The sequence below is a fragment of the Micromonospora sp. 4G55 genome, assembly GCF_016803375.1.
On the sequence record NZ_JAEVHN010000008.1, the window covers coordinates 18,769 to 40,951 of the forward strand.

Below are 22,183 nucleotides of genomic sequence, written 5' to 3' on the forward strand. Positions count from 1 at the left end.
GTTGACGCGGGGACCGGTGGTCGGTGGCCTGCGGCCGAGCTGCTCCTCCTGCACATGGCCGTGGCCAGCAGCCGGGAGGCGGCCTCGCCGACCAGCACAGCTTCCTCACCAAAGCCCTTGGCGCGCCGCAGCCACTCCTGCGGCTGATGCTCCTGTAAGCGTCAAGCTGCGAGAGTGAGGTCGTCGATCAGCGGGGGAGGCACACTGTTCCGGACCTTCAGTGCGGCTCTGACCAGGGCGAACATCTCGCGAGCGATGTAGCGCTTCAGGCAGCGCATGATTTCCAGGTGATTCAGCCCTTGGGCGCGTCGTCGCTCGGCGTAGGCTCGGGTGCGCTCGTCGGTGCGTAGTCGGTTCAGGGCGATCATGTGCAAGGCGAGATTCGCCCCTCGATCACCGCCTCGGTTGAGGCGGTGCCTGTCTGTGCGACCCGAGCTGGCGGAGATGGGCGAAACCCCACAGAGGGCAGCGAACGATCGTTCGCTGCGGATCCGCTCTGGGTTGTCGCCAGCGGTGACGAGTAGCTGAGCCGCGACCTCCGTGCCTACGCCAGGCTGCTCCAGCAACTCGGGTGCCGTCTCGCCGATCATCAGCCGAAGGTCGAAGTCCGCGTCCTTGATTTCCTGATGTCCTGCTCGGCCCATCGAGCAGCCGCGGGGTGGCGAACATGGCCCAGCGGTACTGCGACCAGTACACCGGAGGCTCAGCGGACCCCCGCAACGACGGCCGTTGGCAATGTACGAGGCTTCTCTCCACGTCCATTGTCGACATGGACGTCGCCTGCCGCGACACGTACGATTCCGGCGCCTACGCACAGACATCGAATTCCGACGATCCGTACGCCTGGCGGTGCTACCGCTGATCACTCTGAGGTAACGCGGCGAGCCGGTCGGCACCAGGTGGAGATGGTGGGCTCGCTGGCTGGGGTGGGGCTTGCAGAACCAGTGCATGACTTCAGCGCGGTACGGCCAGTACCAGTAGAGCAGAGGCTTCAACAGCTCGATGCAGGGGCGCGACGAGACGATGTCGGCCACGCCGACGATGATGTCGATGACTGGCTTGGCGGCGGGCCTCGGCACTGCGGTGCTGCCTACGTGGTGGACGACGCCGGTGATCATGGACTGGCCTCGCTGGTCAGGATGGGCTCCTGGGCAGACCGCCAGGGCCAGGCTGCGTCATAGGGATCAAGGTAGACCGGGGCTCGGCCTCGCTGAGTCGCTGCCGTGGCTGTCCGGCAGGACGGTCATTCTGCCAGGGGATGCCGGTTCGTCGCGGTTCGGACCGATGCGCAGGGCCCGCTCGGCGCCGGTCTGACCTGAACCGCGAGCCGAGGTGGGTTGGCTCTACTGCTGAGCAGGCGCACTGCGGTTGGCGTTTGCGCGTCAGAGGCCGAGCAACTGCCTCTTCTTCGCCTCGAACTCCTCCGCAGTGACAATCCCGGCGTCGCGCAGCTCGGCGAGCTTGCGCAGCTGGTCCAGCGGATCCGGCTGGGACGGGACAGCCGTTGCGGCGGGTCGCTGCCCGGCCCGCGCGCGCAGCAGCTCGGCGAACCGGGCGACGTCACCGGTGTTGATCCACTTCAAGCTGACGTCGTTACCCGAGGCCGCAAACCGAAAAGAGTGCCCCATCAAACCCTTGCTCGACTCAAACGACGAGATGTTGGCATACGGAAATGACTCGAGGTCGTGCCCGCCGAGCTTCTTCGCGAAAACACGAGCCTGCGGTCGGTTGCCAGCATCACACCGTTTCGCACGGTGGACTGCCCCATCATCTTCGTGTCGTATGCGCCGAGCACCGCAGCCTCGATCTGCTCGCCCGGCTCCAAGTGAGCGCGGGCCTGCTCAACGAGCTTGTCGAGCTTCGCCATGTGATCCCCCTTGCAATGGGCAGGACCGCCAGTGTCCAGGACTGGCGCATCGCCAGCCCATCCGCCAACCGGGCGGAATGGACGTGTTGCATGACCTTGCGGAGTACTGGCACCGCCGCGACCCCGAGCTGCATCCGGCGGAGATCGCTTCGCGGATTGGCCGGTCCGAACGCACCGTCCGCCGCTACTGGCCGCCGCGGCCTCCGCGGGGCGAGACGCACGCCAACGGGCGTCTCGCCGACAGCCGGCGCCGCTGACGCCTTCCGCTGGCCATCACCTGGGCAACGACCGGCCATCGTCGGGAACCGTGCGGGCTGCCGCTGCAGCCCGTCTTCGCTGCGAGCCCAATGACGACTGCCACGAGCGGGCTTGGGATGGCGGCCCCGAATCGGAGTGGTCAGATGACAAGAGGACCCGGTCTCTTTGCTTCCAAGCTGGCGCCGGTCGTCGGTGGAACCGGATCAGATGGCCAACGGCTCCTGATCTTTAGCCGTGGCGGCCGGACGCCTAGCCGCGTCCGGCCCGGCCGGACCACAGGGGAAGCGCCGACCACGGTGTCGTCGTAGGGGTCTCGGCGAAGGCCGAACAGGGAGCAGGCGAAGCCAGCAGGCGGGTTCTGTTGTAGTTCCGGCGACCGGGATCTCCTTGGGGGTCTTGCAGCCAGCGCCGCCGTATTTCCGGTGTGAGAAGAGGGCACCCTGTCCGGCCGCGGCATCCAGCAACCGGCGGGTCACAGACATTCGCCGATCAACCGGGGGAGTTGCTGCGGTCGTTCGTCCGTTGACGCCTTTCGGCCGATGATTCCCGTCGCTTCCGCTTCTACAGTCGCTTCTAATCCGATCGCTTGGAGCGACGCGCGTGGATAACCGTCGGCTGGCCCACAGCACCATGACAGCAATCATCATCACCTGCCTCCTGTTAGTTGCCGCCTCGGTCACACCGACTCCTGCGGCTCGGCAGCAGCTGACGAGCACCGTCAACTTCACGGACCGCAGCTACACCCCGCTATCACCGAGTCGCCTGCTGGACACTCGCTCGGGGGTGGGGGCGAGCGCGACGGGCCCTGTCGGCCCGGCAAAGACGATCGAGGTGCAGATAGCTGGTCGTGGCGGTGTGCCTGCCGATGGCGTCGGTGCCGTCGTCTTCAACTTGACTGGCACCCAGCCGACCGCCTCGACCTACATCACCGCCTATCCGGCCGGGCAAGGCCGACCCGCCAGCAGCACTTTGAACCTGACGGCGGGGGAGACGAGGCCAAATCTGGCCATCATCACGGTCGGAGCCGGAGGCAAAGTAGCCCTGTATAACCACGCCGGCTCCACCCACCTGATCGCCGATGTCGTCGGTTGGTTCGCGCGGGGCGCCGATCTCACAGGCCTCTCACCCGCCAGGATCTTGGACACCCGGTCGGGGCTGGGAGCCAGCACGATGGATCCTGTCGGTGCGGGCAAGACGATCGATGTGCAGGTGACTGGTCGGGGCGGTGTGCCGGCCGATGGCGTCGGCGCGGTCGTCTTCAACCTGACTGGCACGCAGCCCACTGCGTCGACCGTTGTGACCGTCTTTCCCACCGGTGAGAGCCGCCCAACCAGCAGCACGTTGAACCTTGCCAAGGGGCAGACAGCGCCGAATCTGGCCGTGGCCAAGGTCGGGGCCGGCGGGAAGCTGTCTCTCTACAACAACACCGGCTCCACCCATCTCATCGCCGACGTGCTCGGATGGATGCCGGTCGGCGCCGACTATGTGGGCCTTTCCCCAGTCCGTCTACTCGACACCCGGTCCGGGCTGGGAGCCAGCACGATGGATCCTGTCGGTGCGGGCAAGACGATCGATGTGCAGGTGACTGGTCGGGGCGGTGTGCCGGCCGATGGCGTCGGCGCGGTCGTCTTCAACCTGACTGGCACGCAGCCCACTGCGTCGACCGTTGTCACCGTCTTTCCCACCGGTGAGAGCCGCCCAACCAGCAGCACCTTGAATCTCGTTAAGGGCCAGACAGCGCCGAATCTTGTCGTGGCAAAGGTCGGGGCCCGCGGAAAGGTGTCTCTTCACAATCTCACCGGTTCCACCCATCTCATTGCCGACGTCGTCGGGTGGATTTCCGCCGGGGTTGCGGCCAGTCTCGAAAAGCCGGCGACAACAGAAGTGGTTGACGTGCGGCAGGTGGTCAGCATGTCACCGGACTCGGACGCAGTCACCATGACTGGTGCGGCACCGGGAGTGGGTGAGGCTATGTTCGTCCCTCCGAGCCCCACAACCGGAGCGGGAATCCTTGCCCGAGTGACCTCCACCCAGCAGAGCGGATCCGGACAGACGATCCTTCGTACCGAACCAGTGTCACTTGAGGATGCGTTTCCCTCCGGCAGTATCTCCGGCAGCGCCGACACCCGTGCCCTCGCAGCAGGGGCCCCCGCATCAGCGGCGAAGTCCCTAGCAGGCCGACTATTGGCCGGCGACGACGGCCAGCTACGGATAGGAGCCGCTGCCGCGGGCACCACTCCCTGTGCAGGCTATGTGCTTCGAACGGACATCGCTATCGACGTTTCCGCCCGGGTCCTCCTCGACGCATCCTGGGGATTGGGCAAGTTGAAGCGGCTGCGAGTCGCGTTCGAACTGGAAGTCGCAGGAGCCGTGGCGATCACCGCGCCCGCGTCGGTCAAGTGCTCCTTCGGGGTAGGCCCATCGATCCCTCTAGGCACAATTTGGGGTTTCGTGCCGTCTATTCAGCCGACACTCAAGGTGGAGTTTGCCGCCGGGGTCACCGACACCGTCAAGATCAGTGGGAGGATCACCGTCGGAGCCGAGTACGTGGACGGACAGGGTGTCGACTGGATTCACCAGGGCACCGCTACAGGCTCCTTCACACCACCCACTGTGTCCGCGACCGGCAAGCTACGAGTGGCCTTCGGGCCCAAGGCGTCGCTCAAGTTCGCACGAGCTGCCGGCCCGGCCTTCTTCGGCGGACTCTTCGCCGAGACCACCCTGTCTCCCACCGCCAATCCCTGGTGGAGCACTGACCTGGGCGTCACCGTCGAGGGCTCGTTCGACGTCGACCTCTGGTTCACACAGGTCTCCTACACTCTTGCCGCCTTCGACGTGCTGCGATTCCAGCTGTCTCACGCCGGTGGCGCTTGGCCCGGTCCGTCGATCACCGGCGGTGAACTGCCCGCAGGAACCGTCGGGCAGCCCTACAGCGCGCCGCTACAGATAGCCGGCGGATCCGCGCCGCTCACCACCCGCATCGCCAGTGGTGGCCTGCCTTCCGGCCTGACGCTCTCCGGCACCGGCATCACCGGGACCCCCACGGCAGCCGGCCAGTACCGGGCCGTTGTCGAGGTGACGGACGCAGCGGGCCACACAGTCACCAGCGATGTCCAGATCCTCATCAAGACCGCCGGCGGCTCAGGTAGCGGTGACCCGCCGCCGGCCAATCCCGCACCCATGTGGCAGCGACAGCTCCCTAACGACGCGGACCCTCAGGGCATGCTCACCCACGCCGATTCCGCCCTGACCTTGAAAACCTGCTACCAGTTCGGAGACACCCAACCCGTCTTGTCGACCTTCAATCCCGACGGGACGTTGCGTGGAAGTCTGCCAGGGGATCCTGAGCATTGGCCTCAGACCTGCCCCGGTGACCAAGTTGGCGTCGGACCCGACGGCACCCTCTACTTCGCGTCGCGGGACTGGGTTTCACCATTCGGCGAAACCTGGAGGCTGGCCGCCTACCGGCCAGAGGTAGGGATCGTTTGGCGATCACCGGCTCTGCCGGGTTGCAGGACCGGACCGGATCGGGACCTCCATATTGGTGCCACCGGTGATGTTTACCTACTGACCGGGGCCTGCGAGGACCTGACGCGGGGGCGGCATCTCCTGGGAATACGCGTGGCCAACGGCGCGGTATTCCTCGACCGGGTCATGCCAGCTCATAGTCCGACCCCGACCATGTGGGACACCTTAGAGTTGGACGCCTACCGCGACGGGCTTCTTGTCACGGCATGGACTGGCCCCAATTCGGTAGAAGGCCATTACTCTATCCATTACTACGGATACGACGCACTCTCAGGCGAACTGTGGAGTTGCCGAACGGGGTGAATGTGTTTCAGGCAAGGCCCACCGACTGGATTGGCAACACCTATGCCGGCGTTAATGGCGATGCACCATCAGGCGTCGACTGCTACCCTGGCGGGTGGACGACCACACTTGTCCGTATCAACCCCAACGGCGAAGTCAGGCAGACGCCACTGAACGTGTGCGATGCGCGCTATGCCTACACGAGTCCCGACGGTCTTTTCATCCGTGGATCTTTGCCGGACACCCTTACCAAGCTCGACAGCGATGGGAAGCGCAGCTGGCAGTACCAGCCCTCCGATTGGGACCTCTCATTCGGGCGCCTGCTCGTCGGGGCGGACGGCAACATCGCCGTCCACGAGGCCAACTACGACATTTGGCGCGCGGAGCGAGTCATCGTGCTTGATGGCCGATCCGGCCACATTATCTGGTCGTGGTCGAACAGCTCCACGACACAGTGGGTCCATTGGCAGATCGCAAACAATCGCATCTACCTGCAAACTCGTCACTGCGACGACGGCTGCTCAACGACGGTCGGCGCATATAATGCGCCGTTGGCGCTCGACTATCCACGAAGCGACCTACTAGTACCCTGAACTGCGGGCTTTCGAAGGTGGAGAGCGACTACCAGGCGTGGAGGACCGCCAATTGCTCCTGACTGCCCCGAACAGCACGCGCTGTGCTTGACCTGGCCGTCGACGCGAAGCACATCCGCGACAACCCGGCACGGGTGTGCGCCGGCCGAAGCGCAACGCGGCCCATTTTCGCAGGTCAGCGAGATGCCCCGGCATTCATTCACACCGATGAGGTAGTCGGTGTTGAGCATCGAGGTGGCCTTCTGGACATCGAAGACTCAGCAAATGCGGGCGGAAGGTGTCCCCAGGTCGGGGAGAACCAAGGTGTGAAGCGCGTTGGCTGGATGGGTTGGGACGAGGCCGAGGGCTTGGCTCAGCGGGCGAGGACGGCGACGGTGTCGCCGAGGAGCAGCGGCGCCCCGTCGGGGCCTTTGATGTAAGAGTGGATCCAGATGCGGTAGGGCTGCCCATCGGCGTTGACGAGGCGTCGCCAGTGTCCGCGCACGAGGAACCGGACGCGGTAGTGCCACTTCGCTTCCCCGTCGGTGGGCCCGTCGACGGGTTTGGTGCGGCGGAGCATGACCACGCGGGTGTCGTGGCGGAGACTGGCGCGTAGCGCGCGGCGGCGGGCGGGTCGATCCAGCGGCGGGGCCGCGACGGTGGCGATCGGTTGTTCCTGGATACGCCAGAACGTGTAGAGCACCGCCGCGACGGCCCTCATCCGCAGCGTTGACTCGTCGATGCAGAATCGGCCGTCCGGGGCGGTCTCCCAGTCGCCGTCGACCGGCTGGTGGTCCTTTCCGATGGCGGCGATGGGGGTGCCGATGGGGATTTCGGCGAAGGAGTTCAGCACGTAGGGGCCGAACTGGGCGGCGAGGTCCGGGGCTTCGGCGAGTTGCTGGCGGCGGCGGGCGGCGGCGGGGTCGAGCGGGTCGTCGCGGTCGGCCCACCCGGTGATCCACCAGCCGGTGCGGCCGCTGCCGGTGTTGTGCCATTTGGCCCAGGTGATGGCGCCGATGGACGTGACCTCGCCGTGCACGCCGCGTTCGTAGATGGGCTCGGGGAGGAACAGCACGCCGGCGTCGCTGGGGGCGACGTCGTTGCCGACAATGTCGCCGGTGAGGTCGAGGGCTTGCGCGGCTGCGGCGATGATCGCCGTCATGGCCGGGGCGAGGACGTAGGGCTCGCCGTGCTGCCACGGTTCGTGCGCGACGCGGCTGAACGCGCTGAGCACGTCGGCCTGCTGGTTGGGGTAGTCGGGGTCGTGGTCGAGACGGGGTTCGAGGAACGCGCGCAGGTACTGCTGGGCGAATCGGCTGCGGGAGTATTCGGTCATGCGCAGGCGTAGGTCGACTGCTGCGCGGGCATAGCCGGCGAGGGTTGACTCGGTACGGAAACTCACGGTCCCTCCGTGGGTATCGAGGGCAGCGGTGGCGGCGGATCGCCGTTGCCGCAGGGCAGGTGTCTGTGTGCGAGGCGAGATCAGGCGGCGCGCGGGTACGGCGTCGACTGCGGTGGCGCTGCTACCACCGTGCGGGTGGGCCGGAACCAGCCGGCGAAGCGTGCTGCTGTCGTCGGGGTGGCGACTTGTGCCCGGCCCCGGGCGGGCAGCGGGGGATTGGTGGCGGCTTGGTAGGCGCGGTGGGCGTCGCGCGCTGGCGGGCACGGGTACGCCTGGCCGGCGCAGCGCAGGTTGGCGCAGCGGCCTGGCTGCGCGGGGTGGGGTTGGTGGGCGGCGGCGACGTCGGTGGCGAGCAGCCACAGCAGGACGTCGGTGACGGTGCGGGGTACGGCGCGTCGGTGCGGTTGCGTCATCGGGCGGTACCTCCCAGGGGGCGGTGTCGGCTCGGGTGGCCGCCACCTCGGCCAGCGGTGTGGGGATGCCGCTGTCGGGTTCGTCGGGGTGGCGACCGCGAGCAGTGACGCTCGACTCTCCCTATAGATCAAGTCGTCGGTCACTGGCCGGGGTAGGGGTGTTCGGCGGTGGTGGGGTCGAGGTCGCCGGGGTTGGCGTCGTCGCGTTCGCGTCCGTCCCACTCGATGTGCACGTCGAGGTCGGCGCCGGTGAGTGTGGTCTCGACGGCGGCTTCGGCGGTGTCGAAGGCGTTCTCGCGGCTGGTCGCGGTGACCTCGATGAGGATGGGCAGGGTGAGGCGGACCTGCCAGCGGCGCGGTAGCAGCGGCAGGTCCACGGCGTGTAGGACCCGGTTGGCGGCGTCGACGTCGATGTCGTGCTCGGCGACGGCGTCGCGCAGCGCACTCCAGACGTGGGCGCCGAGCCGCGTCGACGGGTCGGTGAGTTCGACCGCTGGCGGCTGTGGCGCGACGGGCTGGTGATCGCGCACGTAGGCCTGGACCTGAGCGGCGGTGTGGGTCAGCCATCCCAATGGGGCGGGCTGGGTGGGATGGAAGGCGTCCCAGGCGTGACGCAGAACGGATTCCAGGGTCGGCGGTGCGGCGGTGGTCGCCGTCGGTTCGATCATCGGGATACCTCATGTCTCGGGTAGGGGCCGGCCCCGCTGCCCGTTTGCGGGCGGCGGGGCACGGCGCGGCGGTGTCCTGGTCAGGGCGTGGTCTTGGTGGCGCCGTCGGGTTGGCCGGCGGCGCTGGTGACGTCGCAGGTTGTGACCAGGGCGCTGTCGGTGCTGATGAGGGCCTGGCAGGTGCGCCTGAGGGCGGCGGTGGCCTTGTCGCGCTGAGCGAGGGCGGTGGTGAGGGCGCCGGCGATCCGGTCGAGGCGTTCGCGCAGGGTCAGGACGGTGTCGGCGCCTGCGCTGTTGTGCACGTCGCAGAGCAGGTTCGCGGCGTCGGTCAGGGCGGTGATCTGTGCCTGGGTGGCAGCGATGATGCCGGCCTGCGACAGCAGCGCGCACACCTCGTCGGGTTGCTGCGCGCATGCCTCGGCGAGTTCGTCCAGGGCGAGGGCGTAGCCCTGGTGTTGCAGGAGTCGGTGCAGGACGTCGAGGTGGGGTTCAGACACGGTGTTCTCCAGGAGGGCTGGCGCGGGTCAGGGCGTGTGCGGGCCGGGATTGGGCCACCGGTCGAGCACGGACGGGGGCAGTCCGGCGCGGAGGGCTTGGTCGATGAGCTGCGCGAGGGTGTAGGTGGGATCGGCGGTCAGGGCCCGGTCGAGGGCGACGGAGGCGAGTGCGCCTTCGCCGCGGCGCCAGGCGGCGAAGGCGAGCAGGGTGGCGGGTGGGGCCGCGAGGGGCGGGTGGACGCGGCGGGTGATGTCGGCCCATAGGGCGGTGTGCCAGGGCAGCGAGTCGGTGGCCAGCCAGGCGGCGTCGCGGACGGCGGGGATGGGTAGCAGGACGGTGAGCCAGGCCAGTTCGTCGTCGGTGAGGACCTGCTCGTCGGCGTAGCGGGCGAACGTGGCCTGGACGGCCTGTTCGCCTGCGCGGATCAGCCCGTCGGGGCCCTCGCTGATGGTGAGGACGCGGCGGCGGGCGCGGGCTCGCGCGGTGGCGCGGGTGACCGTGGCGCGGGTGCGCCCGGTGGCGGGGGCGATGCTAGCGACGAGGGCGGCCCGATCGGGCAGGGCGTGACAGCCGGCGACGATCGCGTGCATGGTCACGTCGCTGCGGTGCGGGTCGAAGGGCACCCCGTCGGCGGGGCAGCAGGCGGGTTCGGAGCACAGGTAGGAGAAGTAGCGGCCGTCGGTGACCCGCAGGGCGTCGAGCACGTCGAGGCCGGCGGCGGTCAGCTGCCCGGTGACGGTGTCCATGACCGGGGTGACGGCGGCGGCTGGCCCGTAGCCGACCGTGATGGCGCGGGTGGCTGCCGCGTTGCGCAGCAGGCGGATCTGCGACGGCTCAATCTGCTCGGCCCAGTCGGTGACGTCGCCGGGTGCGGGCAGGTCGGTGCGGCTGGCGACGACGACCCGGGGGCCGGCGATGCCGACGAGCACGAGGCTGTCGGTGGGATGGAAGCCGAGCAGGTACGGCACGGCGGTGAGCAGGTCGGCGGGTGAGGCGAGCGATAGGCGCTTGTTCGAGTGGCTCACGCTTGTCTCCCAAGGTGTCGATGTGAGTCCCGGGCACGGCCGACCGGCCGTGCCCGGGGTGCGCTGAGGTGCGCAGGTGGCCGGGCGACCGGCGGTAGCGGTGCAGGAAGGAACCTCGGCTTGATGCCGGTTACGGCGATGCGCGGAGGTGTGGTGCCCGGTGCGTCAGGCCGGGGCAGGCCGACCGCGGATCGGTTGGCCGCAAAAGGTCAGGCGCGCTCGAGGGCGGTGACGGCGGCGTCGGCGATGTGGCCGATGGCCTGCACCGGGTCGGCCACCAGCAGCGTGGTGGTGTCGGTGAAGGTGTGCCCGTCCAGGTCGGCGGGGCGTAGCCACAACACGGCGCAGCCCGCTCGGTGCAGGGTGGTGACGAGTCGTTGGGCGGGGTCGATGTCGGGCAGGTCGCCGTCGGAGACGACGGCGAGCATTCGCAGCCGCCCGGGCTGGCGCAGGTGCAGGACCTCATCGGCGAGTTTCACCGCGTCGGTGAAGGCGCTGCTGCCGCCGTAGGCGTGCAGTTCCAACACCTGGGTGGGGCGTTGGCGGGGTGCGACGAGCAGCGTCGGGCTGCTGCCGAAGGCGATGGTGGCGGTGACGGCGTCGATGCTGCGGGCGGCGTAGGCGAGGATCCACCCGGCCGACGACATGGGTGCGGCGTAGGGGTGCATCGAGTAGGAGGCGTCGACGATGACGCCCAGGTGCAGGGTCGGCTTCGGCGGCGGCGACTGTGTGCTGCGCTGCCACGGTGTGGCGGTGGGGATGGCACCGGCGGCGATCTGCGCCTGGGCGGTGATGGCGTGGCGGGTGCGCAGCCGGCCCGGCGGCACCGGGCTGGGCCGGGTGTCTGGTTCGGGCTGGTGGGTGCGGGCGCGGGCCAGCCGGGCGGCGAGGGTGCGGGCGGCGGCGCGTTCGGCGTCGGTGGGGTCGCGGCGGCTCCAGGTCGCGGGCGGGGAGTGCCGGGCGGTGATCTGCTGGTCGCGGTACTCCGCCGGGGTCAGGCCGGCGGTGTGAGCGAGGTAGTCGGTGAGCGCCTGGGCGAGAAGGCCGGTGAACACGGCAGGGTCCGCAGTGGGTACGTGCGGTCGGCGGTGGGGGTCGATGTCGAGGATGCGGCACCACCGCCACGCCAGGTCGATCATCGTGTCGGCGTCGGTGTCGTCGGTGCTGTGGGCTTGCCGCCACAGGTCGCGTAGTTGCAGGAGCCGCTTGCGGCCGAGGACCGTGGTGACGGCGGTACGGACTCCCTTGATGTCCTTGGCGGTGATGATCCGGGCGTCGACCCGGGCGAGGAGCAGCCCGGCGAGGTGCGCGGCGTGCCAGGGGTCGTCGGCGGGGGCGTCGTCGGCGCTGATCAGGGTGGTGACGGTGTGGCGCAGCCACCGGCGGTCGCCGCGCCGGCGGGTGCGCTGCCGGTACTCGATGCGGGACTCCTCGAGGACCTCGGTGACCGCGGCGACGATCGGTGGGGTGCCGGGTGGGGTGCGCCAGCGGCTGTGGGCGGCGTGCGCGGCTTCGTGGACGAGGAGTCCGTAGGCGGTGGGCACCAGGCGCTTGTGGCCGGCGCGTCGGGGGTTGGCGATGTCAGGGCTGCCGATGTGGGTGGCGTCGACTTCGATGCGACACGTGTCGGGGTAGAAGCAGGGCGGGGGCGCCGCCGCCTGCGCCCGGCGCGACGCTGACCGTCAGGTCGGTGCGGCCGGTCAAGACGGGGATGTGCCGGGTCCACGCGGTGCTCCAGTCCTGCCAGTCCGGGTCGCCGGTCGCAGGGGCGGTGCCGGCCTGCAGGTGAGTTCGGGGATGGGGCATCAGGTTCTCCTTCCAGGGGTTAGCGCTGCTTGCCGAGGGTCAGCGCGGTGATCTCGCTGCCGAAGTGCTGCCGCAGGGCGGCGGTGACCGCCTCGCGGTCGTCTTCGGGGGCGCGGCCGGCGAGGTTCGCCACCGCGGCGGGCAGGCCGAGGGTCTTGCGGACGCGGGCGAAGCCGAGCAGCTCGCGCAGCTGCGGTGCCCACGACAGCCGCCCGGCGGCGAGGTCGGCGTTGAGAGCGATGGCGGCTTGCACGGCGGGGGCGGGGACGCCGAGGTGGCGGGCGAGGTCCCAGTCCGTGGTGACCTCGATGTGCACGTCGAAGCGGGACGCGAGCGCCTCGGTCAAGATGGCGCCGTGTACGCCGGGGTTGTGCCCGGCGATGACGTAGAACCCGTCGACGGCGTCGACGCGTTCGTTGCGGTAGCCGGGGATGGTGATCACGCGGCGGCCGTCCATGGCGGGGTAGAGCACGGCGAGGACCTTCGGCGCGATGAGGGTGGCGTCGTCGACCAGCAGCGCCCGCCCCTCGCGCATCGCGGTGACGAGGGGCCCTTAGACGAATTCGAAGCCGCCGTCCGGGAGGGGGATGAAGTTGCCGAGGGAGTCCTCCACGACGGTGTCGCCGGTGCCGGCAACGGTGAGCAGGTCAGGAAACGCGGCTTCCACCAGGGCGGTCTTGCCGGTACCTGGCGGGCCGTAGAGCAACACGGGGATACGCTTTTCACGTAGCCGGCGCAGCACGTCCACATCGGTGGCGCCCGCGAGTTTGCGCGGGAAGTACAGGTCACCGTTGGGGCGGGTGACTGGCTGCCGTCGACCTGCCCCGCGGCCACTGCGGGGTGTACGCGGGGCAGGCGGCGGCATCGCCCCGGCGGCGTCGATGCCCGCCTGTGTGATCTGGAAGCGGTGCGGGCCGGTGTAGTGGGTGGCGTAGCCGGCGGCGGCCATCTTCTTCAACGCTTCGAACACCGCGCCGGTGGAGCGGGCCGCGATGGCGGTAGTGATTTCGCCGACCTTGAGCCACTGGTCGGGTTGGTTGGCGAGGTAGGCGGCGACCTGCCGGTAGAGGTAGCCGGGCCGGCGTCCGTCTGTGGCGGTCGGAGGGATGTCGTTCGTGGCGGGCGTGGTCGCAGGGTCCATGCGGGCCTCCTGTCGTAGGGGTCGGGCCCGCGCACCCGTTTCCGGTGCGCGGGCGGTGATGGTGTCCGCGCGGCGGAGACGGGCAGTGGCGGGCCGAGCCCTGTGGCAGGGACGGGCCAGCAACGTCCGTGAGGTGCTCATGGCACAGCCGGATGGGCTGCGGGTGGACGGTGTCGCCGCCACCGGGCGGGTGGGCGACGACAAGGAACGCACCCGCCCGCGCCATCGATCAAGTCGACCGGGAACGTGGTGCGCGGGGGCTTAGCTGCGGCGGAGGGTGACCTCGCTGCGGGGGCGGCGGGAGATCTGCACGGTCAGGCCGAACACGCTGCCGTCGGACAACTCGATCCACACACCCCGGTCGAGGGTCAGCACGCCGGCGTCGCGGTAGACGCGGGCCGAGGTGATGGTCACCGGGGCGCCGTCGTCGTGGGTGAGCTGGGGCAGGTCGGCGTCGTCGCAGAGCTGGTCCAGGTCGGCGCTGGTGAGCAGGTGCCGCACCAGGGCCTGCAGGATCTCCTCGTGCGCGTACTCACCGAACTCGTCGTCGCGGTCATCGAGCATGGTGGGTCCTTCCTTTGGTCAGTAGGTCATTGGTGGAGGGGTTCGGTTAGTCCTCGGGCGTCGGCTGGCTGACTGGGTTGGGGATGTCACCGGCGATGCGGTCGCAGTCGTAGGGGTGAACGGCAATCCAGGTCCAGGCGCGGCCCATGACCGTGTACCGGCCCTGCGCGTCCGGGGCGATGCGGTGCACCGCCGCCGGGTCGCCGTGGATGACGGTCTCGTCGACGGCGATGACATCGCCGTCGAAGCGCATCCGCGCGAGGGAGTCGTCCAGCAGCCGCTCCCGCCGCGCCTCAGGGACGTCCTCTTCAGCGAGGGCCTGCCGGTAGCGGTCGCGGGCGGCCTGCTGGTCGGCGACGATCGCTTCCGCCACCTGGCGGGTGCAGGTGAACACCGCCCACCCGTTCCACGTGTCGACCAGGGTCCCGACGAATCCGACCGGGATGCGCATCTCCCCGTCGGCGTTCGGCGTCCACGCCCAGTTCCCGGCAAAGACGCCCGGCCCGCCCAGGCGCACCCGGTCCGGGTGCAGGTGGCTGAGGTCCCGGTCGTCGCCGGTGGGGGACAAAATGATGCGGCACTGTCGGGCCACCTCGTCGGTGACCGCCTGGTCGAAGCCGTCGCACCACGCCCACCGCGTCTGGTCGCAGCGGGCGGCGGTCAGGTCCTCCCACGGCGGCGCGCCGGCCGCAGCGGCCTCGGCGTACCGGTCCCGATCCTGATCGAGGCAGTACCGGTCGGCGGCGGGAAGCCCGTCGAGCACCGCCGGGTCCCCGTCGTCGATCCCGGCGAGGATCCGCCGCGCGGGGCCGGCGGCGTTGCCCGCAGCCCGACCGCCGAGGACGTCCTGCACCCACCACTGCGCCGCTGAACGTCCGGCCGCGGCGCCGGCTATGCGCAGCGCGTCGAGCACCTGCTGCCAACCCGCGTCGCTGCTCTCGTGGCCGGTGAGGGCACGGACGCGTTCACCGGCGTCGCGCCCGCCGGGTGGTCGGTAGGTCATCGCCGCGTCACCTGGGCGGACAGGAGCTGCCACGACCAGCCGGGCACCGGCACGTCAAGCAGCAGCAACCCGTCAGCGTCGCGGCGAAGCCGGTAGGGCCGCTCGCCGTGGCTGCCGGGCATGACCAGGTCGAACTGCGGGCCCACCGGGCGCAGCCACGGCGCCTGCCGCCCCGCCTGCAAAGTTGTGGGGGCGGTGGCGGCGGTGATCGCGCCGGCGGTGGCGTCGCTGAACCGCAGGACCGTCGCCGTGCCCAGGTGCGGGGCCAGGCAGATCTCGGCGTCCAGGCCGGTGCGGGCGTCCGGCAGCCACAGGCGACACCCGTGCCAGCGGTGCCCGTGCGTGCGATAGCCGCCGCAGCCCAACACCCGCGCGTCCGAATCCGGGTCGAGCAGGCGCCCGCCCGAGTCCGGGTCGAGCAGGTGTCGGCTGTGGCGCAGCCAGCGACCGTGACAGGTCGCCTCGTACACCACGACGGTGTCGGTGGCGACGTCGATCAGGTACATCCATTCGAGGTAGCCCGCGATCGGGTCGTCGACCCGGCCGCGGCGGATCCCGTCCTGCAGGCCGGCGGTGACGCCGACGCCAGGAACCGGCCGCTGCCCGCCGCGTCCAGGGTGGCGGGGGTAGTCGAGGGTGAGCCAGTCGTGGCGCAGCAGCGCCTCGCCCGTGGCGAGGGTGCGCCGGTCGAAGGTGTGCCGCCAGATGCGCCGCAGCTGCGGCAGCATCTGCGCGGGGTCACCGCCCCAGTGCAACCAGCGCACGGCGTAGGCGCCACCGGAAGCGGTGACACCGATCAGGGTGGAGCAACTCACGATGAAACCTCCATCAAACGATGTGAGAACCCCCGGGCCCGGCGGGTTCGGGGGCGGACAGGAAGCGGCTGGCCTGCCTGGGGTGCGGGTCAGGCGACGATGCGGCGGACGGCGGCGAGCTGGCTGGCCCACGCCGACAGGCGGCTGATCTTGACGACGTCGCCGGAGTGTGGGGCCTGCACGATCAGCCCGTCACCGAGGTACAGGCCGACGTGGCCGGGCCGGGCGGGGCTGCCGCGGCTGCCGGGGATGAACAGCAGGTCCCCCGCGCGCAGGTCCCGGTGGTCGGGGACCGGCTGGCCTGCGTGGACTTGTTCGCTGGTGGTGCGGGGCAGGTCGATGCCGGCGGAGCGGTAGGCCTGCTGCACCAGGGAGGAGCAGTCGCACTGGCGCGCCGGGATGCCGGAGTGCGGTGCGGTGCAGTCCCCGCCGAAGGTGTAGGGGGTGCCGCGCTGGGCGAGGGCCCAGCCGATCGCCGTCGCGATCGGCCGCGCGGTGCCCGGTGGCAGCGTGAACTGATCCGGTAGGGGAACTTGCTCGCCGCCGAGCTGGCCGTCGCCGGCGTCGAACAGGCACAGCGGGTTGCTCATCGCCTGCTCCAGCTCGGGCGCGACCGGGCCGGCCGCCGTGCCGCCGGTGAGGACGCGGACCAGGGCGATTGCCTCGTGCTCCCACTTCGCGTACGCGCCGGGGTAGGCGGATCGCTGCACCGCCTGGGCGGCGTCGGTCAGCGCCATGGCCTGCCACCCGTCGACGGCCAGCAGCGCCTGGTAGAACCGGCTGGCGGCGTAGCGGGGGTCCCGGAGTTCGGTGGGGGTGCCCCACCCTTGGGAGGGGCGCTGCTGGAACAGCCCGACCGAGTCGTGGTCCCCGCCGGGCAGGTTGCGCAGCGTGGACTCCTGCATTGCGGTGGCCAGGGCGATGATCCACCCGCGCGGCGGGACCTTCAGGTCTGCGCCGACGGCGACGATCACCGCGGCGTGGGCCGTCTGCTCGCTGGTCCACCCGACGGCGGCGGCAACGGGTGGGGAGACGGTGATGCCCGCCGGCAGAGGCTGTCCGTCGGCCGTAGCGCGGTAGCAGGCGACCGAGGCGGTGCCGCCGCCGGTGAACAGCGCCCCGATCCCGGCCGCGCACAGCAGGAGCAGGGCCACCACAGCGGCGGCTACGGCGCCGAGCGCCCGGGCGGTCACAGCGGTGTCCCCGGCGCCGACACCAGCGCGCAGGGTGCCGTCGCGGTCGTGCCCGAAGCGGGTCTGCGTGCCGGGTCCGGGCCGGCAGAGGGGCTGACGCAGTCGCGGAGCCGGTAGCGGGCCAGGTGGTGCCCGTCGTCGGTGTGCACGGCGACCGTGTCGGTCGCCGGGTCGAGAAGGTAGATCCACTGCGCGTCGAGGTGCCCGGCCCGGCACAGGGGGAACACGGTGACCGGCTCCGGCGTGTCCACGGCACAGTCCGGGTCGGCGTCGGTCAGGGGGATGCCGACGCCCGGCACGGGGTGCTGCCCCATCCCGGACACGGTGTTGGCGGTGGTGGCGGGGTCGAGGTACTCCCAGTCGCGGGTGAGTACGGCGCCGATCAGTGCCTGGGTGTCGCGGTGGACGTGCGCGGCCCAGATGGTGGCGAGGGTGGGCACGACAACGCCGGGGTGGCCGTTGACGAGCACGAACCGGGCGTGTACAAGGTGCGGGTTCGCCGGGTCTGTGGTGCCGACGAAGCAGGAGGTGTTCACGAGACAGGACTCCTTACGGGGATGGCGTTTTCCGCGATGTCGGATGCGAGCTGGTGGCGGCGCCGCAGGGGCCGTGACGATCGGCGCGGTGGCAGGCCCGTGATCGGCGGGTGCGGGTTCGTGCCGTGGTTGCGTGCAGGTGCGGCTGTGGCAGCGCCGCGTCGTGGCAGGCGCTTCGGCCGTGCGGCGGTAGGCGCGGGGGCGCCTTCGGGTGCCCGCTCCTGGGCCCTTTGAGGGCGGGGCCTGCTGGCGGTGGCGATGCCGGGGGGTTGTTACGGCTGGTCGTGCTTGGTGGTGGGCGGCCAGGGGGCGGGCTTGGCGCGCCAGCCGAAGATCGGGTCGGTGGTCTCGACCGATCCGCAGCGGGTGCAGCGGACGTAGGTGTCCTCGCCGTAGCCGGCCATGGACGGCACCTCGTCGCCGACGACCTCGTTGACCGCCCCGCACACCCGGCAGCGGATCGACGCACCGTCGGGCCCGCACACGCCGAAGATCGGCTCGTCGTCGTCGTCGGCGTCCGGTGGCACCTGCGGGCCGGTCATGCCCGTGTCCGGGCGGGCGCCACCCTGCAGGTGTCCGGCGGTGGCGGCCAGCAGCGCGGTCAGCCCGCAGTAGGTGGCGGGAAGGTCCTGCGCGTCTGGTCGGTCATCGACGAGCAGCACGGGGTGGTCCTCGCCGCGCGGGCGGGTGAGCTGGTAGATGCGGCCGTCGATGTCGACCGCGTCGATGCGGCGGGCCTGCCGCGGCTGACCGCCGTTGGTGAGGATGTCGTCGTAGCAGGTGGCCCAGGCCAGCAGACGCGCGTCGGGCGCGGTCGCCCGGATCAGCCCGAGGATGGTGTCGAGGGTGGCCCGGTAGGGCGTGGGCGTGTGCGGGTCGCGAAGGCCGGCGGCGAGGCCGTGCAGCAGCGCGGGCAGGCCGGTCGGTTCGGTGAGCAGGTCGTCGCGGCGCGGCGGGAACTCCAGGCTGCGCATCTCGCGCATGGATGACGGCCCGCCGGTGTGCAGGGGCCGGTCGTGGATGAGCAGCAGCGTCGCGGGCTGGCCCCAGCCCAGCGCGTCGGCGTCGGCGTCGACGGCCAGGAGGCAACCGGCGAGGGTGCGTACAGCGGGGATGGACAACACGGGGATCTCCCTTGTCAGGGGCAGGAAAGGGAAGGACCCCGCAGCCGGCGGCTGCGGGGTCCATTCGGGTGGGGGTGGCTCAAGCGGTGGTCGAGCCGGTGGGGCGCGCGGGATGGTCGGCACTGCCGGCCGGACGAACATGCACGCGGCTACCTGTTGATCGCCGCAGTCCATCGGTGTCGGAGCAGGCGGAGGGTCTTCGCCTGTCCGGAGGGGACGATTGCGGCGGCGGTCGGCGGGTGCCGGTCAGCGGTAGTGGCGGTCGCGGCTGCGCCGCTGCGGCGGCGTGCCGCGGGGGCAGTAGGCGCAAACGCCACCGCCGGAGCCTTTGGCCTGGTACATGGCGGTGTCGGCTTCGGCGAGCAGCTGTCGGGGGCTGGCGTGCGGGTCGCGGGTGTGGGTGTAGCCGACCGAGGCGGCGACGGGGATGTCGCCGGTGTCGAGGCGGATCGGGGCGGCGGCGATGACCTGCCAGGCGGCGTGGGCCGCGGCGGCGGTGTCGTCGTCATCGCCGGACACGAGCAGGGCGAACTCGTCGCCGGAGAGCCGTGCCGCTATCTGTACCGGGGTGGGCATGCTGGCCAGGAGCCGGCCGACCTGCTCCAGCAGGACGTTGCCGGTGTCGTGGCCGAAGGTGTCGTTGACGGCCTTGAACCGGTCGAGGTCGAGCAGCACCACCCCGACCGGCGTGCGGTCGGCGAGGGCGGCGCGTAGACGGGTGAGGAACAGCCGCCGGTTGGGCAGGCCGGTGATCTCGTCGTGGCTGGCCTCGTACCGGGCCGCCTGGAGGGCTTGCTGCTGCCACCAGAGCAGGGCACCGGCGAGGAAAAGGCCGGCGAGGATCCCGCCGGCGGCGATAGCGGTCGTGTGCAGGATGGGAGACACTCGTGTCGCTCCTGTGCGACTCGCGGTCGCACGATCCAAGTGGACGCACCAGGGAGGATCAGGAGGTTCGTCTGATGGTGTAGTTCCGGGCTTGTGTCCAATGGCCCGTCTCCGCTCCGACGTGCGTCGCTGGTAACGGCGGGGTGCGAAGCTCGGGGTAGAAGCCCAAGGGCTCCCGTGCCGTCCGGGGGCCACAGGCAAGGGGAAGGCCGGACGGGTGAACGCAAGTGAACCTTCGACGATGCCCCGTGATTCGAAACCCTGGGGTGACGGATCGTGTGACCTGGGGATAAGGGCTGGCCGTTGAGAACGCGGCAGGCGGCGGCTGGTGAAGGAGCGCCAGCCGTGGGGACACCGCCGCCCTCGGGGTAAAGGAGGCACCCTCCCCGGCCGTGTCTTGGTCGTGTGGAACGAGGTAATCCCGATGAGGTCCGGGCCGGTGCCAGGCCCGGTAAGCCGACCGTGAGGGAAGCTGAATTCCTCAGCGGGCAGAGGATGGCCCAAGAAGCGAATGCCGGTGGCCGAAAGGCAGCAGGAAACCGGGAATTGATGGCTGGCTCCTCCGCCGGTCTTTCCGGATAACTGGCCGGATACGGGTGGTGCCCGGACCCGAAAGGGTGCTGACCTGGGCCAGGTGAGCCTGTGAAGGATCGATGACGACGACAACTGCACTGATGGGCAAGTTGGACGCCGTCGTGCCTGCGGGCACGTTGGTGAACGGACCGGAGGGCGAGCGTTTCGACTGGGAGACCGTTGATTGGTCTTCGGTGGAGGCGTCCGTAGGGCGTCTGCGGCAGCGGATCTTCACGGCATCGCGGGCAGGGGACCTGAAGAAGGTCCGTAACTTGCAGAAGTTGATGCTGCGTTCGTGGGCCAACACGCTGCTGAGCGTGCGGCGCACGACGCAGGTCAACGCTGGCCGCAAGACCGCCGGGATCGACGGGCGCGTCGCGCTGCACCCGGAAGACCGGGCCGATCTGGCGCGGTGGGTGCAACACGAGGCGAGCTTGTGGACAGCCCGGCCGGTGAAGCGGGTGTTCATCCCGAAAGCCGGTGGCAAGCAGCGCCCACTCGGTATCCCGGTCATCGTTGACCGGGTGCTCCAAGCGCAGGTCGTCAACGCGCTGGAGCCGGAGTGGGAAGCCAGGTTCGAGCCGAAGTCGTACGGCTTCCGGCCCGGGCGTGGCTGCCATGACGCGATCGGCGCTGTCTACCAGTCCGTGCGAGGGCCCCGAGCCAAGCGGCTCTGGGCGTTGGACGCGGATCTCAAGGCGGCGTTCGACCGCATCGACCATCCACACCTGCTGAAATCCCTCGGCAATTTTCCCGCGAGGAAAGCTATTGCCGGGTGGCTGAAAGCGGGGGTGGTGGACAAGGGTCGATGGTCCCCGACTGAGGAAGGCACTCCCCAGGGAGGGGTTGTCAGTCCATTGCTGCTGAATGTCGCGCTGCACGGGATAGAGCAAGCCGCAGGTGTCCGATATCGTCAAGTCCGCTCGAAAGCGGAGGTGTTGACGGGATTTCCGCTGGTGGTCAGATACGCCGATGACTTTGTTGTCTTATGCCATTCACGGGATGAGGCGGAAGGGGTCAAGGCGCGGCTCGCCGCATGGCTGACGCCGAGAGGGTTGGCTTTCAACGAGGATAAAACGGCGATCGTCCACCTTGAAGACGGCTTCGATTTTCTCGGATTCAACGTCCGCCGCTACCGCGACAAGCTGCTGATAAAACCCAGCGACGCGGCCGTGAGACGCATCCGGCACAGGCTGCGCACCGAGATCAAGGCTCTGCGAGGAGCCGACGTCGCGGTGATCGTCGGCGCGATCAACCCGATCGTGCGCGGCTGGGCGGCCTACTACCGGACGGCGGTGTCCAGTCGAGTCTTCAGCCGGCTGGACCACTACCTGTGGCAGCTGACCTACAGGTGGGCGTTACGCCGCCACCCGAACAAGCCGAAGCACTGGATCGTTTCCCGGTACTTCGACCGGTTCAACCCGTCCCGCAGAACCCGGTGGGTGTTCGGCGACCGCGACAGCGGCGCATACCTGCTCAAGTTCGGCTGGACGAAAATCGTCCGGCACCAGATGGTCATCGGCTCGGCGTCCGTCGACGACCCGACCCTGACCGACTACTGGAACGCCCGGCGTCGCCGCAGCCGATCGTCGCTCCCAGTCAACCGCCTCACCCTGGGCCTGCTCCAGGCTCAGCACGGGCGGTGCGGCTACTGCGACGACCTGCTGCTGCACGCCGACCGGCAGCCGCAGAACCCACAGCAGTGGGAACAGTGGCTGCGCGGAACCCGCAAGGCGATCAGCCGCAAAGCCATCGTCCCAGGGGGTGGCGGGCCGGACGATCAACCGCGTCTCGTCCACGCTCACTGCCGGCGGCGGCGCACCTCCGCTGCCAACGTGAGCCCAGCACCGCAAGAGACCTGCGAGCCCGTGGGGCTTGCTTGAGCCGGGTGCGGTGAAAGCCGCACGCCCGGTTCTGAGGGGGCCCCGTCACGGCGACGCGATGGGGCTACCCGACTTGTACGAAGGAGCACCGGGGACGGGCGTGAGGCTGCGAACTTCGACGCCCGCCCCCGGGCTGCCTGACAGGTG

At 69.9% G+C, this 22,183-nt stretch carries 20 protein-coding genes and 3 pseudogenes; 3 read left to right on the forward strand and 20 right to left on the reverse strand.

Annotation, left to right across the window (positions count from 1 at the left end):
• Nucleotides 1-161: 161 nt before the first annotated feature.
• From JNW89_RS01720 to JNW89_RS01730, 5 genes and pseudogenes are all read right to left on the reverse strand, one after another.
• Nucleotides 162-629: pseudogene (locus JNW89_RS01720) on the reverse strand (transposase); the annotation flags it as partial.
• Nucleotides 630-881: 252 nt separating this feature from the next.
• Nucleotides 882-1,118 (reverse strand): annotated as a pseudogene (locus JNW89_RS38465) (GrpB family protein); the annotation flags it as partial.
• A 264-nt stretch (nt 1,119-1,382) separates the two neighbouring features.
• The gene (locus JNW89_RS01725) at nt 1,383-1,583 is read right to left on the reverse strand and encodes an SHOCT domain-containing protein (protein ID WP_238447358.1); all 201 of its coding nucleotides are present in this window, start codon (nt 1,581-1,583) and stop codon (nt 1,383-1,385) included.
• A gap of 9 nt (nt 1,584-1,592) precedes the next feature.
• Nucleotides 1,593-1,658: pseudogene (locus JNW89_RS38470) on the reverse strand (hypothetical protein); the annotation flags it as partial.
• Complete coding sequence (locus JNW89_RS01730; protein ID WP_238447359.1) at nt 1,628-1,867, reverse strand: hypothetical protein; 240 nt, start codon at nt 1,865-1,867, stop codon at nt 1,628-1,630. The gene JNW89_RS01730 and the pseudogene JNW89_RS38470, both read right to left, overlap by 31 nt.
• An 888-nt stretch (nt 1,868-2,755) precedes the next feature.
• Between JNW89_RS01730 and JNW89_RS01735 the strand changes: the two genes are divergently transcribed.
• Both JNW89_RS01735 and JNW89_RS01740 read left to right on the forward strand, forming a co-directional pair.
• The gene (locus tag JNW89_RS01735; protein WP_238447360.1) at nt 2,756-5,956 is read left to right on the forward strand and encodes an Ig domain-containing protein; all 3,201 of its coding nucleotides are present in this window, start codon (nt 2,756-2,758) and stop codon (nt 5,954-5,956) included.
• On the forward strand, nt 5,935-6,528 hold the full coding sequence (locus JNW89_RS01740; RefSeq protein WP_238447361.1) for a hypothetical protein: 594 nt from the start codon (nt 5,935-5,937) through the stop codon (nt 6,526-6,528). The genes JNW89_RS01735 and JNW89_RS01740 overlap by 22 nt, the downstream gene beginning before the upstream one ends.
• Before the next feature lie 352 nt (nt 6,529-6,880).
• Here JNW89_RS01740 and JNW89_RS01745 read toward each other — a convergent pair whose 3' ends face one another.
• The 15 genes from JNW89_RS01745 to JNW89_RS01815 form a co-directional block, all read right to left on the reverse strand.
• Nucleotides 6,881-7,909, reverse strand: coding sequence for a hypothetical protein (locus JNW89_RS01745; protein WP_238447362.1), 1,029 nt, complete (start codon nt 7,907-7,909; stop codon nt 6,881-6,883).
• Nucleotides 7,910-7,989: 80 nt separating this feature from the next.
• Entirely contained in the window at nt 7,990-8,322 is a 333-nt protein-coding gene (locus JNW89_RS01750) for a hypothetical protein (RefSeq protein ID WP_238447363.1), read from the reverse strand.
• Nucleotides 8,323-8,462: 140 nt separating this feature from the next.
• Entirely contained in the window at nt 8,463-8,990 is a 528-nt protein-coding gene (locus JNW89_RS01755; protein WP_238447364.1) for a hypothetical protein, read from the reverse strand.
• A gap of 80 nt (nt 8,991-9,070) precedes the next feature.
• Nucleotides 9,071-9,487 carry a hypothetical protein gene (locus JNW89_RS01760; RefSeq protein ID WP_238447365.1) on the reverse strand — a complete coding sequence of 139 codons (417 nt, stop codon included), beginning with the start codon at nt 9,485-9,487 and terminating at the stop codon, nt 9,071-9,073.
• Nucleotides 9,488-9,514: 27 nt separating this feature from the next.
• Complete coding sequence (locus tag JNW89_RS01765) at nt 9,515-10,513, reverse strand: DUF4192 domain-containing protein (protein ID WP_238447366.1); 999 nt, start codon at nt 10,511-10,513, stop codon at nt 9,515-9,517.
• A 209-nt stretch (nt 10,514-10,722) separates the two neighbouring features.
• Nucleotides 10,723-12,057 (reverse strand): VWA domain-containing protein, encoded by a 1,335-nt coding sequence (locus JNW89_RS01770; protein ID WP_238447367.1) that lies wholly within the window; start codon nt 12,055-12,057, stop codon nt 10,723-10,725.
• Between the two features lie 281 nt (nt 12,058-12,338).
• The gene (locus JNW89_RS38475) at nt 12,339-12,854 is read right to left on the reverse strand and encodes an AAA family ATPase (protein WP_238447368.1); all 516 of its coding nucleotides are present in this window, start codon (nt 12,852-12,854) and stop codon (nt 12,339-12,341) included.
• A gap of 18 nt (nt 12,855-12,872) precedes the next feature.
• The gene (locus JNW89_RS38480) at nt 12,873-13,460 is read right to left on the reverse strand and encodes an AAA family ATPase (RefSeq protein ID WP_238447369.1); all 588 of its coding nucleotides are present in this window, start codon (nt 13,458-13,460) and stop codon (nt 12,873-12,875) included.
• A gap of 261 nt (nt 13,461-13,721) precedes the next feature.
• Nucleotides 13,722-14,024 (reverse strand): hypothetical protein, encoded by a 303-nt coding sequence (locus JNW89_RS01785; RefSeq protein ID WP_238447370.1) that lies wholly within the window; start codon nt 14,022-14,024, stop codon nt 13,722-13,724.
• A 46-nt stretch (nt 14,025-14,070) separates the two neighbouring features.
• Entirely contained in the window at nt 14,071-15,027 is a 957-nt protein-coding gene (locus tag JNW89_RS01790) for a DUF4314 domain-containing protein (RefSeq protein ID WP_238447371.1), read from the reverse strand.
• Entirely contained in the window at nt 15,024-15,842 is an 819-nt protein-coding gene (locus JNW89_RS01795; protein WP_238447372.1) for a hypothetical protein, read from the reverse strand. Before JNW89_RS01795 ends, JNW89_RS01790 begins: the two co-directional genes overlap by 4 nt.
• 89 nt (nt 15,843-15,931) lie before the next feature.
• Nucleotides 15,932-17,035: a C40 family peptidase gene (locus JNW89_RS01800; protein WP_238447373.1), complete on the reverse strand. Its 1,104-nt coding sequence runs from the start codon at nt 17,033-17,035 to the stop codon at nt 15,932-15,934.
• A complete protein-coding gene (locus JNW89_RS01805) occupies nt 17,032-17,571 on the reverse strand; it encodes a hypothetical protein (protein WP_238447374.1) in 540 nt (179 codons plus the stop codon). The genes JNW89_RS01800 and JNW89_RS01805 overlap by 4 nt, the downstream gene beginning before the upstream one ends.
• Nucleotides 17,572-17,843: 272 nt before the next feature.
• On the reverse strand, nt 17,844-18,695 hold the full coding sequence (locus JNW89_RS01810) for a hypothetical protein (RefSeq protein ID WP_238447375.1): 852 nt from the start codon (nt 18,693-18,695) through the stop codon (nt 17,844-17,846).
• 246 nt (nt 18,696-18,941) lie between these two features.
• Nucleotides 18,942-19,580 (reverse strand): GGDEF domain-containing protein, encoded by a 639-nt coding sequence (locus JNW89_RS01815; protein ID WP_238447376.1) that lies wholly within the window; start codon nt 19,578-19,580, stop codon nt 18,942-18,944.
• A 674-nt stretch (nt 19,581-20,254) separates the two neighbouring features.
• Here JNW89_RS01815 and ltrA point away from each other — a divergent pair.
• Nucleotides 20,255-22,036: a group II intron reverse transcriptase/maturase gene (ltrA, locus tag JNW89_RS01820; RefSeq protein ID WP_238447377.1), complete on the forward strand. Its 1,782-nt coding sequence runs from the start codon at nt 20,255-20,257 to the stop codon at nt 22,034-22,036.
• The last annotated feature ends 147 nt before the right edge of the window (nt 22,037-22,183 follow it).

Excerpts from the sequence above, each read along its gene's own strand:
- JNW89_RS01730 (WP_238447359.1), bottom strand. The coding sequence starts at position 1,867 with ATGGCGAAGCTCGACAAGCTCGTTGAGCAGGCCCGCGCTCACTTGGAG.
- JNW89_RS01735 (WP_238447360.1), top strand. The coding sequence starts at position 2,756 with ATGACAGCAATCATCATCACCTGCCTCCTGTTAGTTGCCGCCTCGGTC.
- JNW89_RS01750 (WP_238447363.1), bottom strand. The coding sequence starts at position 8,322 with ATGACGCAACCGCACCGACGCGCCGTACCCCGCACCGTCACCGACGTC.
- JNW89_RS01755 (WP_238447364.1), bottom strand. The coding sequence starts at position 8,990 with ATGATCGAACCGACGGCGACCACCGCCGCACCGCCGACCCTGGAATCC.
- JNW89_RS38475 (WP_238447368.1), bottom strand. The coding sequence starts at position 12,854 with ATGCGCGAGGGGCGGGCGCTGCTGGTCGACGACGCCACCCTCATCGCG.
- JNW89_RS38480 (WP_238447369.1), bottom strand. The coding sequence starts at position 13,460 with ATGGACCCTGCGACCACGCCCGCCACGAACGACATCCCTCCGACCGCC.
- JNW89_RS01785 (WP_238447370.1), bottom strand. The coding sequence starts at position 14,024 with ATGCTCGATGACCGCGACGACGAGTTCGGTGAGTACGCGCACGAGGAG.
- JNW89_RS01790 (WP_238447371.1), bottom strand. The coding sequence starts at position 15,027 with ATGACCTACCGACCACCCGGCGGGCGCGACGCCGGTGAACGCGTCCGT.
- ltrA (WP_238447377.1), top strand. The coding sequence starts at position 20,255 with ATGGGCAAGTTGGACGCCGTCGTGCCTGCGGGCACGTTGGTGAACGGA.